Raw genomic sequence first — 14,772 nt, 5'->3', positions numbered from 1 at the left:
CGGGCCAACGTGGGCCGAACCGTTCAGCCACAGTCCGCAACGAAGCGTTGCAGCAGCCCGGCGACCGGATCGGCATGGCCGAGGAACGGTGCATGGCCGCCGCCGTCGATGGTGTGGGCGACATGCAGTCCGGCCGGGGTCTGCGCGGCGGCGCGGTGCATGGCGCTGGCCGCGACCAGCCGGTCGCGCTGGCCGCCGATCCACAGCCCGGGTTTGTGCAGTGCCGGCAGGGCGCCGCGCAGGTCGGTACGTTCCAGCAGCGCCAGTCCCTCGTGCAGGGCGCGCGGCTCCGGTTCGCCGCGCTCGACCAGCGCATCACGCAGGGTGCGCAGTTCGCTGCGGGCGTGCTGCGACCCCATCACGTCCAGCGCCAGGAAACGCTCCAGCGTGCCGCGGTAGTCCTGCTGCAGGTCCTGTCCGAACTGTTCGAACACCGCCGGCTCGACCGCATCGGGCCAGTCGGCGGCGCGCACTAAACGCGGGGTTGCCGCCAGCATCGCCAGCCCGCGCACCTGCGGCAGCGTGGCCGCGGCATGCAAGGCCACCAGTCCGCCCAATGACCAGCCGCACCACACTGCCGGCGGCGTGGCTGCGGCGATGGCGTTGACCAGGTACGGCAGCTTCAGCGGGGTGCTGTCGTCGCGGCTGAAGCCGTGGCCGGGCAGGTCGACGACATGCAGCTGGCAATGGGGCGCGAGCCGTTCGACCAGCGGCGCGAAGATGCCGCCGTGCAGCGCCCAGCCGTGGATCAGCACCAGTGCCGGGCCGGAGCCGCTGACGTGGATATGCATGTCGCCGCTATTCCACTCAGGCGCTGACGGTATTGAGCGACTGCTGGTACAGCACCAGGTCGCGCGCCTTGGCGATGGCATCGACCAGTGCCTTGACCTGGTCGGTGCCGTGCAGCGCCGACAGCGTCACCCGCAGCCGCGCCTTGCCTTCGGGCACAGTCGGCGGACGGATCGCGCTGACCAGGAAACCGGACTGCTCCAGCGCCATCGACAGCGCCATCACCGTGGCCTCGTCGCCGCACAGCAGCGGCTGGATCGGGGTTTCCGAGGGCATCAGCTCCAGCCCGTGGCGGCGCGCGCCATCGCGGAAGAAGGCGATCAGCTCGGTGAGTTTGTCGCGGCGCCAGTGATCGCGGCGTGCCAGTTTCACCGCGGCCAGCGAGGCGGCGATCTGTGCCGGCGGCAGTGCGGTGGTGTAGATGTAGGGGCGTGCGGTTTCGGCCAGATGGCCGATCAGGTTCTCCTCGCCCAGCACCACCGCGCCGTGGCCACCGAGCGCCTTGCCCAGCGTGGCCAGCTGCAGCGGCACTTCGTTCACGCCGAGCCCGGCATCGGCCACGCAGCCGCGGCCGCCATTGCCGACCACGCCGACGCCGTGGGCGTCATCGACGTAGAACAGCGCCTGCTGCAGGCGTGCCACCAGTGCCAGCGAGCGCAGCGGGGCGATGTCGCCATCCATGCTGAAAACCCCGTCGGTGGCCAGCATCGCCGCGCCTTCCGGGGTGTGCTTGAGCTGGCGCATCGCGCCTTCGCTGTCCAGGTGCGGATAGCGGCGCAGGCGGCAGCCGGCCAGCCGCGTGGCATCGAGCAGGCTGGCGTGGTTGAGCCGGTCCTGCACGCAGACATCGCCGTCCTCGCCCAGCAACGCCTGCTGCACGGCCAGGTTGGCCGCGTAGCCGCTGTCGAACAGCAACGCGCGCGGATAGCCGAGCCAGTCGGCCATTTCCTGTTCCAGCTGCGCATGCAGTGCATGGTGGCCGCAGACCAGATGCGAGGCGCTGCTGCCAACGCCCTCGCGCGAGGCCGCATCCTGCAGTGCGGCGACCACTTCGAACTGCTGTGACAGGCCGAGGTAGTCGTTGCTGCAGAAGCCGGTGAGCCACTGGCCGTCGACTTCCAGGCGCACGCCATCGCGGCGTGAGATGGTGCGGCGGGTACGGATCCGCCCCTGCGCCTGGCGCAGTTTGCGTTGATCCTGGATGCGTTCGTGCAGGTCGGGGCGGGCCATGGCGCTATGTGGTGGGCGGATGGCGACTAGCGTACCCGGTTGTCGTGGCCGACGTCCGGGCTGCCGCCGCCGTCGTGGCGGGATCAGGCCGGCTGCGCGCAGGCCGGGGCGATATCCAGGTGCACGGTACCGGGATGGTCGTGGTCATCGGCATCGACCGCAACTTCCATCGGGCGGATGCCCAGCCGTTCGAACAGCGCCTGGTCGCGGGCGGTGTCCGGGTTGCCGGTGGTCAGCAGTTTTTCCCCGTGGAAGATGGAGTTGGCGCCGGCGGAAAAACACAGCGCCTGCAGCTCGTCGCTCATGCTCTCGCGGCCGGCCGACAGCCGCACCATCGAGCGCGGCATCACGATGCGGGCCACGGCGATCATGCGCACGAACTCGAACGGGTCCAGCTCGGCACTGCCATGCAGCGGGGTGCCGGCAACCTGCACCAGCCGGTTGATCGGCACCGAGTCCGGGTGCGCCGGCAGGTTGGCCAGCGCCAGCAGCAGGCCGGCGCGGTGTTCGCGGGTCTCGCCCATGCCGACGATGCCGCCGCAGCAGGTCTTCAGGCCGGCGTTGCGCACGTGTTCGAGCGTGTCCAGCCGGTCCTGGTACTGGCGGGTGTGGATGATCGAGTCGTAATAGTCCGGCGCGGTGTCCAGATTGTGGTTGTAGTAGTCCAGCCCGGCGTCCTTCAACGCCTGCGCCTGGTGGCCTTCGAGCATGCCCAGCGTGGCGCAGGTTTCCAGCCCCAGTGCCTTCACCTCGGCGATCATCGCCGCGACCTTGGGGATGTCGCGGTCCTTGGGCGAACGCCACGCCGCGCCCATGCAGAAGCGCGAGGCGCCGGCCTGCCTGGCCGCCCGGGCGCGGGCGACCACGGTGTCGGTGTCCATCAGCTTCTGCGCATCCACGCCGGTGTCGTAGCGCTGCGCCTGCGGGCAATACGCGCAGTCTTCCGGGCAGCCACCGGTCTTGACCGACAGCAGGGTGGAAACCTGCACCTGCGCCGGATCGAAATGCTCGCGGTGCACGCTGGCGGCACGGAACAGCAGTTCGGGGAAGGGCAGGTCGAACAGTGCCAGCAGTTCTTCGTGGCGCCAGTCGTGACGGATGACAGTGGGCATCGGGGTTTCCTGACAGATCGGGGCGGCTTGGGCGGGGCAGTCTGGTCAGCATGCGGACGCCTGTCAACAAATCACTGTCAAGAATGGTTTACGGCGTGGGCGGGCGGCTGTGCACGCTGCTGTTTCCCTTGCGTTGCCTGCTGTGTGGCGATCCCGGGCAGGCGGGCGTTGACCTGTGTGCGGCGTGTTGCCGCGACCTGCCCTGGAGCGGCGTTGCCTGCCACCGCTGTGCGCTGCCACTGCCGGCCGGGGAGGGCGTGGCTCCCCTGTGTGGCCAGTGCCAGCAGCGCAAGAGTCCGCTGTCGGCCGTGCATGCGACCTTTCTCTACGGCGCACCGGTGGATGGTCTGCTGCGGCGTTTCAAGTTCCACCAGGATCTGGCCGCCGGACGACTGCTGTCGCAGCTGATGGTGTCGCAGGTGCCGGCGGGGGTGCGCCCGCAGGCGCTGGTGGCGCTGCCGTTGCACACCGCCCGGTTGCGGCAGCGCGGTTACGACCAGGCGCTGGAGCTGGCCCGGCCACTGGCGCGGGAGCTGCGCCTGCCGCTGTGCGCGGGGTTGCGACGGGCAAGGGCCACGGCGGCGCAGTCGGAGTTGGATGCGGCCGCGCGCCGGCGCAATGTCCGTGCCGCGTTCACAGTGACCGGATCACTGCCGGCACATGTCGCGCTGGTCGACGACGTGATGACCACCGGGGCGACCTTGCGGGCCGCGGCCACCGCGCTGCGCAAGGCCGGGGTGGAGCGGGTGGATGCCTGGGTCTGTGCGCGGGTACCGTGATCACGGCGATAATCCATCTGCCGGCGACTGGCGACAGCGCCTGGCAATGTCTTTCTACAGGAGTGATGGGATGAACCTTCTCGCGCAACAGGTCCGGCGCGGTGGCTGGACGCTGGTGGTGTTCGGCGTATTGGCACTGGTTTTCGCGATAGCCACGCTGTTGTGGCCGGCGGTATCGGTACTGGCGATGGTGATGACCTTCGGCATGCTGTCACTGGCCGACGGCCTGGTCAGCCTGCTCAGCATCTTCCGCAAGAACGTGGCCCTGCCGAACTGGGTGTTGCTGCTGTATGCACTGGTTTCCATCGGCTTCGGCGTGCTGGCCATCAGCCAGCCGGCGCAGATGGCCGAGGCGATGATGTGGCTGCTGGCGCTGTGGCTGGTGATCGCCGGTATCGCCCGCATCGTGTTTGCGGTGCAGGTGCGCAAGCTGGTCAATGGCGAGTGGATGCTGGCCTTGAGCGGATTGCTGGCGGTGGCGCTGGGGGTGCTGTTCTTCGCCCGTCCGGGGATCGGGCTGGTCACCATCGCGCTGTGGGTGGCGGTGGGCGCGCTGTTCTATGGCGTATTGCAGCTGTGGGTGGGTATCAAGCTGCTGCGACAGCGCCGGCTGTAACCCGCAGGTTGCGACCGGTTGGATGACAGAACGCCGCCCGATGGGCGGCGTTTTCTATGGTGCAAAGCCGGCTGTCAGTTGCCGGCAGGCCACATCAACGCGATGACGATACCGGCAAACAGCACCGCACCGACCCAGTTGTTGTGCAGGAACGCCTTGAAACAGGGCTCGCGCTCGCGCGTGCGGCACCACCAGAACTCGAACGCCACCAGCACCAGTGCCACGGCCATCGCCAGCCAATAGGCCAGCCCCAGTTCCGCGCGCTGTCCCACCAGCACCATCGCGCCGAAAAACAGTGCGTACAGGATGCCCTGGATGACCAGGTCCAGATCACCGAACAGGATCGCGGTGGAGTGCGAGCCGACCTTCAGGTCGTCATCGCGGTCGACCATCGCATACCAGGTGTCGTAGGCGGTGGACCACAGGATGTTGGCGCCATACAGCACCCAGCCCAGCGCCGGCACCTCGCCCTGCACGGCGGCGAATGCCATCGGGATGCCCCAGCCGAAAGCCATGCCCAGGTACACCTGCGGCAGATGGGTGTAGCGCTTCAGGTACGGATAACTGGCCGCCAGGAACACGCCGATGAAGCTCAGGCCGATGGTCAGCGCGTTCATCGTCAACACCAGCGCGAACGCGACCAGCATCAGCACCGCGAACAGCGCCAGCGCCTCGCGCCCGGACACCGCGCCGGTCGCCAGCGGGCGGTCCCTGGTGCGTTTGACGTGCGGATCCAGCCAGCGGTCGGCGTAATCGTTGATCACGCAGCCGGCCGAACGGGTCAACCACACGCCGGCGCTGAACACGAACAGCGTCCACAGCGGCGGCATCCCGCCCGCCGCCAGCCACAGCGCCCACCAGGTCGGCCACAGCAGCAGCAAGGTGCCGATCGGGCGGTCGGCGCGCATCAGCCTCCAGTAATGGCCCAGCCGCGACGGTGCCGCAGCGGGCTGCTCATAACGTTCATAACTCATGCGCAAAGGGTAGCAGTTGCACCGGATTCCGCCCTTGCCGATGAGGTTGTTCCAACAGGGGCAGACCTGCGGCCACATTTGCCGTTAGAATGCGCCTCCGCCCGGCAATCCGGACGGTCCCGGAACGGCCACCGCCGCCGCTTCCGCAAGCAGATCAAAACGCGCCTGTAGCTCAGCCGGATAGAGTAGTGGCTTCCGAAGCCATTGGTCGGGGGTTCGAATCCCTCCAGGCGCGCCAATAAAATCAGTCACTTGCGAGAAATTTTCGGTACGTTTTACCGATTTCTCACCTGCTGTGACAAAAATGGGACAGATCTGGGACAGATCTGGGACAGATCTGGGACAAATCCCGAAGACCTCTTTTACGCGTCTGAGTACAAGCCTCCGTGACACTCGAGGCTAGGAACTGATGTCGTAATTTATCCGCTGGCCTTACGGCGTGCTCCACTTCGCGATCTTTCCATCGCTGCAATGATCCGACTCTGCTTCATGGTCATCCCTGTGCACAGTTTGCGTTGCAGCAGCGCGCTCTCTGCTATTCCCCGAGATGTTGGGCCAAGACTCTAAAGGTCAAATTTCCTGATGGGTACGTCTTCTACGGCGTCGGCACCGCGTCGTCGGGAATGTACTCAACCAACTCCTCGATTCGACAATTGAAGAAGCCACACAGGCGATCAAGGTTCTCTGACCGAACACTTGCCCCAGGCTGGTTGAGCATCTTTGAGAGCGTATTGCGAGTGATCCCCGTGGCTTCGGCGATCTCTTGGATCGTGACTCGCCGGCGCTCGCGGAACTCTTTCTCAGCGGTCAATTCTTTGAGCTTGTAGCGGAGCATCGGCAGCCTATTTGCACGGAATTCGTGCATTTCGCACAAAAAATTTGACAAACGCAAATCTTGTGATAAAAATTGCTCAAATGCACATATTTTTGTGCGTTTGCCTTTTATTTCACAAGGAGCCTGCGATGAGCAAGACTTATTTGACTACTGAACAGTTGTCCGAACGCATCCACTACGACGTTCGAACCATCCGTAATCGCCTTAAGGATAGCGTTCTGCTGGAAGGGATTCATTACATCCGCCCCTTCGGAGGGCGAAAGCTCCTCTTTCTATGGGAAGCCATTGAACGTGACATTCACGTCGCCTCCTCGACGCATGTACCGCGGATTCCTATGGCCAACGGTGGTGTGGCGCATGGCTAAGGTCCGCGTACGTCCTGAGACAAACACTCTTTTCTTGGACTTCTCGTTTCGAGGCAAACGATGCAAGGAGCAGACTGCACTGAAGGACACTCCCGCCAATCGCCGCACCCTTGAAGCATTTGCCAATCGCATCAAGCGCGAGATGGCTAAGGGGACCTTCCAGTACCGCGCATTCTTTCCCGATAGTCCTCGAGCTGCCCAGTTCGATGACAGTCCTGCTGTTGCGCCCCTGGTCGGCGTGGACACTCCGGCAACTCCTGCGACCGGCAAGGCCTTGACCACCCCCACGCTGGGGGAGTTCTCTGAAACCTGGTATCAGGAAAACCTGCCGCGCTGGCGCCAGACGCACGCAGAGACCGTGCAGGGAACCCTGCGACAGCACATCCTGCCGCGCTTGGGCGAGCGGATGCTGTCCGATATCAGCCGCGCGGACTTGCTGGCGTTCCGTGCGGAGTTGGGCAAGCAGACTGGCAAGGCGGGTAGCGCGCTGTCTCCGTCGCGCATCAATCACATCATGACGCCCTTGCGCATGTTGCTGGCTGAGGCCTCGGAGCGCTATGAGTTCGTCACCCCGTTTCGCAACATCAAGCCGCTGCGCCTGCCCAAGCTCGATATCCAACCGCTTTCCTTGGATGAGGTTCATCGAGCTCTGGATGTCATCCGCAAGGACTGGCATCCCTACTTGGCCACCCGGTTCTTCACCGGCATGCGCACAGGCGAGATCAATGCGCTGGAGTGGAAGCACATCGACTTCGACCAGGACCTGATCCTGGTGCGCCAGTCGATCGTGCAGGGAAGGCTGGAGAGCACCAAGACCGACGGCTCGATGCGGGATATCCCGATGGTTCCGCTGGTGCGTATGGCTTTGCTCGAACAGCGCAAGCTGGTGCCTGAAGGATGCCGCTGGGTGTTCGCCCAGAGCAACGGTGAGCCGATCAACCTGGTCAACTTCACCAACCGCGTCTGGCATCCACTGCTGCGTCACTTGGGGCTGGCTGCACGCAGGCCTTACCAGACCCGGCACACTGCGGCCACGTTGATGCTGGCTTCCGGCGAGAACCCTGAGTGGGTCGCACGGACCTTGGGCCATGCCAACACGGAAATGCTCTTCCGGGTCTATTCGCGCTACGTGCCCAACCTGACGCGTAACGATGGCAAAGCATTCACCGGGTTGGTAAGCGCTTCCTCTGTACAGAGTGGCGGCACGAGTCCGGCGAAGGACACCAAACACAGCCCGACCACGCCATTGTCGGTACTGACCCGCAAGCAGCTCGAAGCTCTCGTCGCTCAACTGCAACAGCAGTAGGCACCGCCCTCTGCAGTCCCCCCAATTTCCACAACCCCCGCCCGGCGCTCCGCACCGGGGAACGCATAGCCGTGCCTGAAAGCGTGGCGGCGTCTCACGCGAACAAAGAAGGAATACGTCATGAGAAAGCAGTCCGTTCTGTCCCGACCAATCACGCTCGATGCAGTCGTTGAGCCAGACCTGATCAGCGGCGATGGCCTCCAGTTGGTACGCCTGATCCACGCCGGTGGTAAGCTGATGGCCTGGAGCTGGAACCACATCGAACCAGCCGGCAATGCATCGGTGCTGACGGCCACCGTGCGCGTCAATCCGTTCGGGCAACCGCTGGGGCTGACCTCCATTATCGAGCGGATCCAATGGCGGCCCGGCATGCCGGTTACGGGGCTGATTCCGGATACAGCGGGTGTCGATGGGCTGGCTGGGCGGTTTCGTACCTTGATTGGGCAGATGCGGCACCCTGGCTTGCAGCAACTGCTTCAAGATGTGTTTGTCCTGCGGCAGATGTTCTATGACTACTGGAAAGCAACGGTGCCGATCGACGGAGAGGAGTACCTGCTTGCAGAGCGCTCTATCCGTAACGCCGAGCTGGTCCAATGCAGTATTGGCCTGTCCAGCTTCCAACGAAGCCTGGGAGTTGCGTTTGCACTGCTGCGTGACGCAGGGCGGGCTTGGCCGACGGGACGATGGTTGGACGGAAGCCATTCGTTGCACCTGCTTGGACAGATCCAGGGAGCCACCTCCCATCTTGCCCACCAATATCCAGAAGATGCGGATGTGCTTGTTGAGCTGTTGCAGCACGATCATCGACTGAGCCTCAGCTCGGTGGCGCTATCGATCCTGGAGCATGTCGATTGCCTGTCCGGAACCCAAAATGCGGAAGCTGACGGAAGTAGGTCGGCAACACGATTCCCACCAGTGCCGGCCAACCTGATCTCAATGGGAGACTTCCTGCGCCGCAGAGAAGCCAGGGTTCCTTCCTGAAAGATGTTGTCCACTATCGACTGTTGCGTGCGTCCAGACTTCGTGGCGCACACTGGTAGCGGTAGAACCAGCCAATATCCAAGCTGTGAGGTCTTGAGAGCAGGTTGACAGTGCGCTGCTCCAGAACGGACCCTGCTCTGATGAATATTGATATCAATGCCCTCAGTCGTGCGGAACTTGACGCTCTTCTGAAGGCAGCAAAGAAGCAGCAGAAGGTCCTCGCAAAGCGCGCTCCGATCAATACCGTCCGCCGCCAGTTGACCCTGATGGCGGGCAAGGCCGGCTACACGATCGAGGAGCTGTTTGGCACGCAGCAGCAGACCACGACCTCAGCCAGCAAGCCTGCCCGTCGCAAAAAGACAGGCAAGGTTGCACCCAAGTACCGGGACCCGGAGAACAAGCGGAACACGTGGACCGGCCGGGGACGGATGCCTCGCTGGCTCGTGGAGAAGACCCGGTTCGGTCGCAGTCCGATGGATTTCCTGATTCCAGGTCTGGCCAGGCCAACGGCCCACGGCCTTGAGGACATCGGCAAGAGGCAGCTCGTCAAGCACGATCCGGCCTGACCATTCCGGGGTGCGTCTTTCGTCGTCGCTACGGCGGGTTGTCCAGCACCGATGGCAGCCGGGACAACGGTGCGTTCGCACCGGAGCTGTTCCCGATGTTCGCCGAGCAGCATATCCCCGGTGAATCGCTGTTCCGCAACACGCTGGTGCTGTTCGCCAAGGCCGATGGCGACGATGGCTGGCAGCGGCGCCAGGTGTGGAGCGATGAAAGCGGGAGTGGCGATCCGGAAGCCGCAGTCGACTGAAAGCCGCTGCCGGGCTTGATGCCAACTTCAGCAGTTTCAGCAGGTGGCCGACATCAAGCAGCTGGGTGCCGATACCGATCGGGCAAGGAAAGGCGGCGCGACCTTGGTCCTGTTGCTTCCGTACCGGGTCTGGGCATGCCGGCAGCGGCCGGCTTGACCTTGGTCAAGTCCGGGTGACCGGCTTCTGCCTAGGATGCGGAACCTTCCTTGCTGCAGATCCCGGCCATGTCCAGGCCCCTTCTATCGCCGGCGCGGCGACCGCTTCGATGCTTATGCCACCGCGTCCGCTGAGCCGGCTGGTACTGACCGCCACCCGTGGCGGCATCGACCGGATCGATGACGGCATGGTGCGACTGTTCGCCCATCGCCAGCGGCTGGCCGGTCTGGCCGGCACGCTCAAGCGTCGCGCCGGGCTGCCGCAGCACGATGCCGGGCGCGAAGCCAGCGTGCAGCAACGCGCGCAACAGCTTGCGCAGCGCTGCGGTATGCCTAGCGACAGTGCCGCGCGGCTGATGGCGCTGCTGATCGCCGAAGCGCACCGGCGCCAGCGCGGCGGTTCTTCTTCCACCCCTCCTGCGGTATTCGACATGCACAACCCGCCCGAATCCGGCCAGCCGTCCTCACTGTGGCGCTTGCTGCCGCCACCGCGCCGCTGGCAACCACTGGCCACGCGCCTGCCGTTGCCGCTGCGGCAAGCGCTCGGCTTGCGGCTGTTGGCACCGGCCGTCGCCCCGCCGCAGGTGATGCGGGTGCTGCAGCCGGTGCTGCGGCGCCGTCTTGGCATCCGTATCGACGATCTCGGCCTGGACTGGGTATTCGAACTGCATGAGGACGGCCTGCATCTGGCGCGGCAGCCGGCCGAAGCCACCGTCAGTGGCAGTCTCACCGACCTGTTGCTGCTGGCCAGCCGCCAGCAGGATGCCGACACGCTGTTCTTCCAGCGCAAGTTGACCCTGACCGGCGATACCGAGCTCGGCCTGACGCTGCGCAACCTGCTGGACCGGCTGCCGTGGGAAGCGCTGCCACTGGGCCAGCGCATCGTGCTGCAGCGCAGTGCCGTGTTTGCGCGCAGCGCACGCGATGCCTACCGGGTTACCCGGCCGGCCGCGTAACGGCGGCCCATTGTCCCTCTGGAGAACCGGCCCGACCGGCCGGTTCTCCTGCGGCACTCAGGCCGACAATGCGTCCATGCCCGGCGCGCCTTCCCAATAGCCGTTGCGCGCGCCCACCCGCGGCACCGGCTGCGGCGCCTGCAGCATCTGCTGGAAGCGCGACACCACTTCGGCCATGCCACGGTGCTGCGGACTCAGGCGCAGGATCTCCACACCGCAGGCAGCCAGTTCATCACGCTCCGGCGCCATGTCCACCGTTTCCATGCCCTGTATCTGGATGCCGTTGATGACCATGAACGGCTCGCCTTCGCGGGTGGCCAGCGGCAGTCCGTCGGGATGCTCGATGCAGCGGAAACCACACTGGTCCTTGGGCACATCCAGCGCGCGGGCGGTGAAGCAGCGCGCCGAATAGGCCAGCGGCAGGCGTCCCCAGGCCAGCATTTCCAGCTCCGGCATCGGCGTGTCGGCCGCGGCCATGCCGGCGCGGATGTCCTCCAGCAGTTGCCGGCCCTGTTCGACTCCGGGCACCCAGCGCTGCAGCCCGTCTTCGACCAGCATCTGCAGTGCGCGGTGGTTGTAGATGTTCAGGGTCGGGCCGGCGACGAACGGCAGGCCGCGTTCGCGGCACAGCTGCACCGCCGACAGGTCGTTGGCCTCGAGCAGGAAGCGGCCGTTGTCCACCTGCCGCTGCACCGCGCCCAGTTCGGATTCGGCCTCGATCAGCGCCAGTGACGACAGCACGATCTGCTTGCCGCTGGCGGCCAGTTCTTCGGCCAGCGCCAGCCAGTCGCGGGTGCGCAGCTCGCGGCGTTTGCTGCACACGGTTTCGCCCAGGTAGAGGATGTCCAGCGGCCAGCTGACCGCCTCACGGTAGAAGGCGAGCACCTGCTCGCGCGGCCAGAAATATTGCAACGGTCCAAGACTGAGTTTCATGGTGTCAATGCCAGGCACGGTGATAGGGGCCCAAGGTGGTCTGCTGGCCTTCGGCGTGTTCGGACAGCGCCTGCTGCCAGTGTTCCTGCAGGCGCCATTGCGCGGCGTCGCCGGCATGGCGGTCGATCGCCTCACGCCATACCCGTGCCACGGTGCGCACATAGGCCACGCCGCGCTGTCGGCCTTCCACCTTCAGCGCCACCACGCCGGCCTGCGCCAGCTGCGGCAGCAGCTCCAGCGTGTTGAGGCTGGTCGGCTCCTCCAGCGCGTGGAAGATCTCACCGCCCACGTCATAACGGCCCTTGCAGACGGTCGGATAACCCGCCGGCTCGGTGGCGCCGAACCGGTCTATCAGCACGCCATTGAGGCGCACGCTGCGGCTGTTGTCGTCCTGTTCCTCCCAGCGCACGAAGCTGGCCGGCGAGCACACCCCGTGGCGGTTGGGCGACTGGCCGGTGACATAGCTGGACAGCTGACAGCGGCCTTCCACCATGATGCACAGGCTGCCGAAGGCGAACACCTCCAGCGGCACCGGCGAGGCCTGGCACAGCCGCTGCACCTGCTGCAGCGACAGCACCCGCGGCAACACCGCACGGCTGATGCCGAAACGCTCGTGGGCATAGCGCAACGCCGCGGCGGTGGTGGCCGAGCCCTGCACCGACAGGTGCCGCGCCATCGCCGGATGCTGGCGGCAGGCGTAGTCCAGCACCGCCATTTCCGCGGCGATGATGGCATCCACACCCAGTGCGGCGGCGTGGTCGACCGCGGCGTACCAGTGCGCCAGGCGCGCACTGTCCGGATAGGTGTTCAGTGCCACATAGACCTTGCGCCCGCGCGCATGCGCATAGGCGATGCCTTCGCGCAGTTCCTGCTCGTCGAAATTCAGGCCAGGAAACGCGCGTGCGTTGGTCTGGTCGCGGAACCCGACATACACCGCGTCGGCGCCGGCATCGATCGCGGCGTGCAGCGCCGGAAGATTGCCGGCTGGACATACCAGTTGCATCAGTTTTCTCCGTTGTGGAAAGGGACATCGCGCGCACGGCCATGCCGCCGCGGACAGGTTGCAGCGACTTCGAATTCAGGCGGCGGGCGGACGCAGGCCGCGGACGCGTTCCCACAACGCATCCACACGCTGCTCCACCTGCGGATCGAGCGTGATCGGCCGGCCCCAGGCGCGGTCGCTTTCGCCCGGCCATTTGCAGGTGGCGTCCAGCCCCAGCTTCGAGCCCAGCCCGGCTACCGGCGAGGCGAAATCCAGATAGTCGATGGGCGTGTTTTCCACCAGCAGGCTGTCGCGCGCCGGATCCACCCGGGTGGAGAGCGCCCAGACGACCTGCGCCCAGTCGCGCACGTCGATATCCGCGTCGGTGACGATGACGAACTTGGTGTAGGTGAACTGGCGCAGGTACGACCAGATGCCCATCATGATCCGCCGTGCATGGCCGGCGTACTGCTTGCGGATGCTCACCACCGCGATGCGGTAGGAACAGGCTTCCGGCGGCAGGAAGAAATCGACGATTTCCGGAAACACCTTGCGCAGGATCGGCACGAACACATCGTTGAGCGCGCGCGCCAGTACCGAAGGCTCATCGAATGGCGCACGCCCCATGTAACTGCCGTGATAGATCGCCCCGCCGCGCAGGTGAATGCGCTCAATGGTGAGCACCGGGAAGTGGTCCTGCGCGTTGTAGTAGCCGGTGTGATCGCCGAACGGCCCTTCCAGCGCGGTATCGCCGGGATGGATGAAACCCTCCAGCACGATCTCCGCACCGGCCGGCACATCCAGCCCGGTCAGCGCGCTGTGCCAGACGCGGCTGCGCGCACCACGCAGCAGGCCGGCGAATTCGTATTCGGACAGCGTGTCCGGCACCGGCGCCACCGCCGCCAGCACGGTGGCCGGATCGGCACCGATGACCACCACGACCGGGAAGGGTTTGTCCGGATAGGCCGCCTGCCAGCCGGCATAGTCCAGCGCGCCGCCGCGATGCGGCAGCCAGCGCATGATGACCCGGTTGCGACCGATCACCTGCTGCCGGTAGATCGCCAGGTTCTGCCGCGGCTGGTGCACGCCGCGCGTCACCACCATGCCGAGGGTGATCAGCCGGTCTGCGTCCTCCGGCCAGCAGCGCTGGATCGGCAATGCCGCCAGATCCACCTCCGCACCGTCCAGCACCTGTTCGTTGAAATCGGCCTGGTCCACCCGCTTCGGCGCCACATTGGCCAGCTGCGCCCACTGCGGCCATTGGGAAAACGCATCACGCAGATTGGCCGGCCAACGCGGCTCCTTGACCGCGGCCAGCAGTTCGCCCAACTCGCGCAGCGAGGCCAGCGGCCGGCCATCCAGCGCCATCTCGATGCGCGCCGGATGGCCGAACAGGTTGCCCAGCATCGGCCGCGCGGTGGTGGTGTCGGTCATCAGCAGCGCCGGTCCATCGGCGCGCAACGCACGCAGGCTCAGCGAGGTGCTTTCCAGCTGTGCATCAACCGGGGTGTCTATTTCACACAGTTGGCCGCGGGCGGCCAGATGGTGCAGGAAACTGCGGAGATCGTGGAAGGCCATAAGAGCGATGGAGCATCATCCGGTGGGCCGGTGTCAGCACCGGCCGGGAATCGGGTCCTGGCCGTATCCACATCACGCTGCAGGAACCGGAGCAGCGGGGGACGACGGGGCAGGCGCGGCGCAAGACAGCACGCAGCCGCGACCGGCCGGGAGGAAACAGCCGGTATCCACCTGCCGGAAAGCCCGGTTGCACCAGGGAAAGCTCCATCCACCCGCTCCCGTCGAAGAGCCGCCATTCTGGCCGGCGGCGCCTCGCCGCTTCTTGACTTGCATCAAGCCCGGTCATGGCAGAACGGCCGCTGCATGCGACTTGATGTTGGTCAAGGCGGCGGCCACCTCGCGTCGTGACAATCACCGCGGCTGTCGCGG

At 65.6% G+C, this 14,772-nt stretch carries 16 protein-coding genes and 1 tRNA gene; 9 read left to right on the top strand and 8 right to left on the bottom strand.

The window, feature by feature from the left end; genetic code table 11:
• Positions 1-23: 23 nt before the first annotated feature.
• From bioH to bioB, 3 genes are all read right to left on the bottom strand, one after another.
• Positions 24-791 (bottom strand): pimeloyl-ACP methyl ester esterase BioH, encoded by a 768-nt coding sequence (gene bioH / locus ACSBPQ_RS14375; RefSeq protein ID WP_442682770.1) that lies wholly within the window; start codon positions 789-791, stop codon positions 24-26.
• Between the two features lie 16 nt (positions 792-807).
• On the bottom strand, positions 808-2,019 hold the full coding sequence (bioF, locus tag ACSBPQ_RS14370; RefSeq protein ID WP_442682769.1) for an 8-amino-7-oxononanoate synthase: 1,212 nt from the start codon (positions 2,017-2,019) through the stop codon (positions 808-810).
• Between the two features lie 83 nt (positions 2,020-2,102).
• Entirely contained in the window at positions 2,103-3,131 is a 1,029-nt protein-coding gene (gene bioB, locus ACSBPQ_RS14365; protein ID WP_442682768.1) for a biotin synthase BioB, read from the bottom strand.
• Between the two features lie 50 nt (positions 3,132-3,181).
• Between bioB and ACSBPQ_RS14360 the strand changes: the two genes are divergently transcribed.
• Both ACSBPQ_RS14360 and ACSBPQ_RS14355 read left to right on the top strand, forming a co-directional pair.
• Positions 3,182-3,910 (top strand): double zinc ribbon domain-containing protein, encoded by a 729-nt coding sequence (locus tag ACSBPQ_RS14360; protein ID WP_442682767.1) that lies wholly within the window; start codon positions 3,182-3,184, stop codon positions 3,908-3,910.
• Positions 3,911-3,980: 70 nt separating this feature from the next.
• Positions 3,981-4,526, top strand: coding sequence for an HdeD family acid-resistance protein (locus tag ACSBPQ_RS14355; protein ID WP_442682766.1), 546 nt, complete (start codon positions 3,981-3,983; stop codon positions 4,524-4,526).
• Between the two features lie 74 nt (positions 4,527-4,600).
• Here ACSBPQ_RS14355 and ubiA read toward each other — a convergent pair whose 3' ends face one another.
• Positions 4,601-5,500, bottom strand: a complete 900-nt coding sequence (gene ubiA / locus ACSBPQ_RS14350) for a 4-hydroxybenzoate octaprenyltransferase (RefSeq protein ID WP_442682765.1) — start codon at positions 5,498-5,500, stop codon at positions 4,601-4,603.
• A 161-nt stretch (positions 5,501-5,661) separates the two neighbouring features.
• Here ubiA and ACSBPQ_RS14345 point away from each other — a divergent pair.
• A tRNA-Arg gene (locus ACSBPQ_RS14345) sits at positions 5,662-5,738 on the top strand.
• 357 nt (positions 5,739-6,095) lie between these two features.
• On the opposite strand, the gene ACSBPQ_RS14340 is transcribed toward ACSBPQ_RS14345, so the two are convergent.
• On the bottom strand, positions 6,096-6,335 hold the full coding sequence (locus tag ACSBPQ_RS14340; RefSeq protein ID WP_442682764.1) for a helix-turn-helix domain-containing protein: 240 nt from the start codon (positions 6,333-6,335) through the stop codon (positions 6,096-6,098).
• Positions 6,336-6,463: 128 nt separating this feature from the next.
• On the opposite strand from ACSBPQ_RS14340, the gene ACSBPQ_RS14335 reads away from it, so the two are divergent.
• The 6 genes from ACSBPQ_RS14335 (at position 6,464) to ubiT (ending at position 10,910) form a co-directional block, all read left to right on the top strand.
• A complete protein-coding gene (locus ACSBPQ_RS14335; protein WP_442682763.1) occupies positions 6,464-6,700 on the top strand; it encodes a hypothetical protein in 237 nt (78 codons plus the stop codon).
• Positions 6,693-8,006 (top strand): Arm DNA-binding domain-containing protein, encoded by a 1,314-nt coding sequence (locus tag ACSBPQ_RS14330; RefSeq protein WP_442682762.1) that lies wholly within the window; start codon positions 6,693-6,695, stop codon positions 8,004-8,006. Before ACSBPQ_RS14335 ends, ACSBPQ_RS14330 begins: the two co-directional genes overlap by 8 nt.
• Positions 8,007-8,126: 120 nt before the next feature.
• Entirely contained in the window at positions 8,127-8,987 is an 861-nt protein-coding gene (locus ACSBPQ_RS14325; protein WP_442682761.1) for a hypothetical protein, read from the top strand.
• A gap of 140 nt (positions 8,988-9,127) precedes the next feature.
• On the top strand, positions 9,128-9,553 hold the full coding sequence (locus ACSBPQ_RS14320) for an H-NS histone family protein (RefSeq protein ID WP_442682760.1): 426 nt from the start codon (positions 9,128-9,130) through the stop codon (positions 9,551-9,553).
• A gap of 38 nt (positions 9,554-9,591) precedes the next feature.
• On the top strand, positions 9,592-9,798 hold the full coding sequence (locus tag ACSBPQ_RS14315) for a hypothetical protein (RefSeq protein ID WP_442682759.1): 207 nt from the start codon (positions 9,592-9,594) through the stop codon (positions 9,796-9,798).
• Between the two features lie 266 nt (positions 9,799-10,064).
• Positions 10,065-10,910: a ubiquinone anaerobic biosynthesis accessory factor UbiT gene (gene ubiT / locus ACSBPQ_RS14310; RefSeq protein ID WP_442682758.1), complete on the top strand. Its 846-nt coding sequence runs from the start codon at positions 10,065-10,067 to the stop codon at positions 10,908-10,910.
• A 57-nt stretch (positions 10,911-10,967) separates the two neighbouring features.
• Here the strand turns inward: ubiT and ACSBPQ_RS14305 are convergent, their stop codons facing one another.
• The 3 genes from ACSBPQ_RS14305 to ACSBPQ_RS14295 form a co-directional block, all read right to left on the bottom strand.
• Entirely contained in the window at positions 10,968-11,843 is an 876-nt protein-coding gene (locus ACSBPQ_RS14305) for a U32 family peptidase (RefSeq protein WP_442682757.1), read from the bottom strand.
• A gap of 4 nt (positions 11,844-11,847) precedes the next feature.
• Positions 11,848-12,846, bottom strand: coding sequence for a ubiquinone anaerobic biosynthesis protein UbiU (ubiU, locus tag ACSBPQ_RS14300; protein ID WP_442682756.1), 999 nt, complete (start codon positions 12,844-12,846; stop codon positions 11,848-11,850).
• A gap of 75 nt (positions 12,847-12,921) precedes the next feature.
• Positions 12,922-14,403: a UbiD family decarboxylase gene (locus ACSBPQ_RS14295; RefSeq protein WP_442682755.1), complete on the bottom strand. Its 1,482-nt coding sequence runs from the start codon at positions 14,401-14,403 to the stop codon at positions 12,922-12,924.
• Between the last annotated feature and the right edge of the window lie 369 nt (positions 14,404-14,772).

The sequence above is a fragment of the Stenotrophomonas sp. JC08 genome (genome assembly GCF_052180205.1).
Lineage (GTDB): Bacteria > Pseudomonadota > Gammaproteobacteria > Xanthomonadales > Xanthomonadaceae > Stenotrophomonas.
Note: the sequence above shows the minus strand (reverse complement) of the source record. Positions and strands in the feature narration are given on the sequence as shown.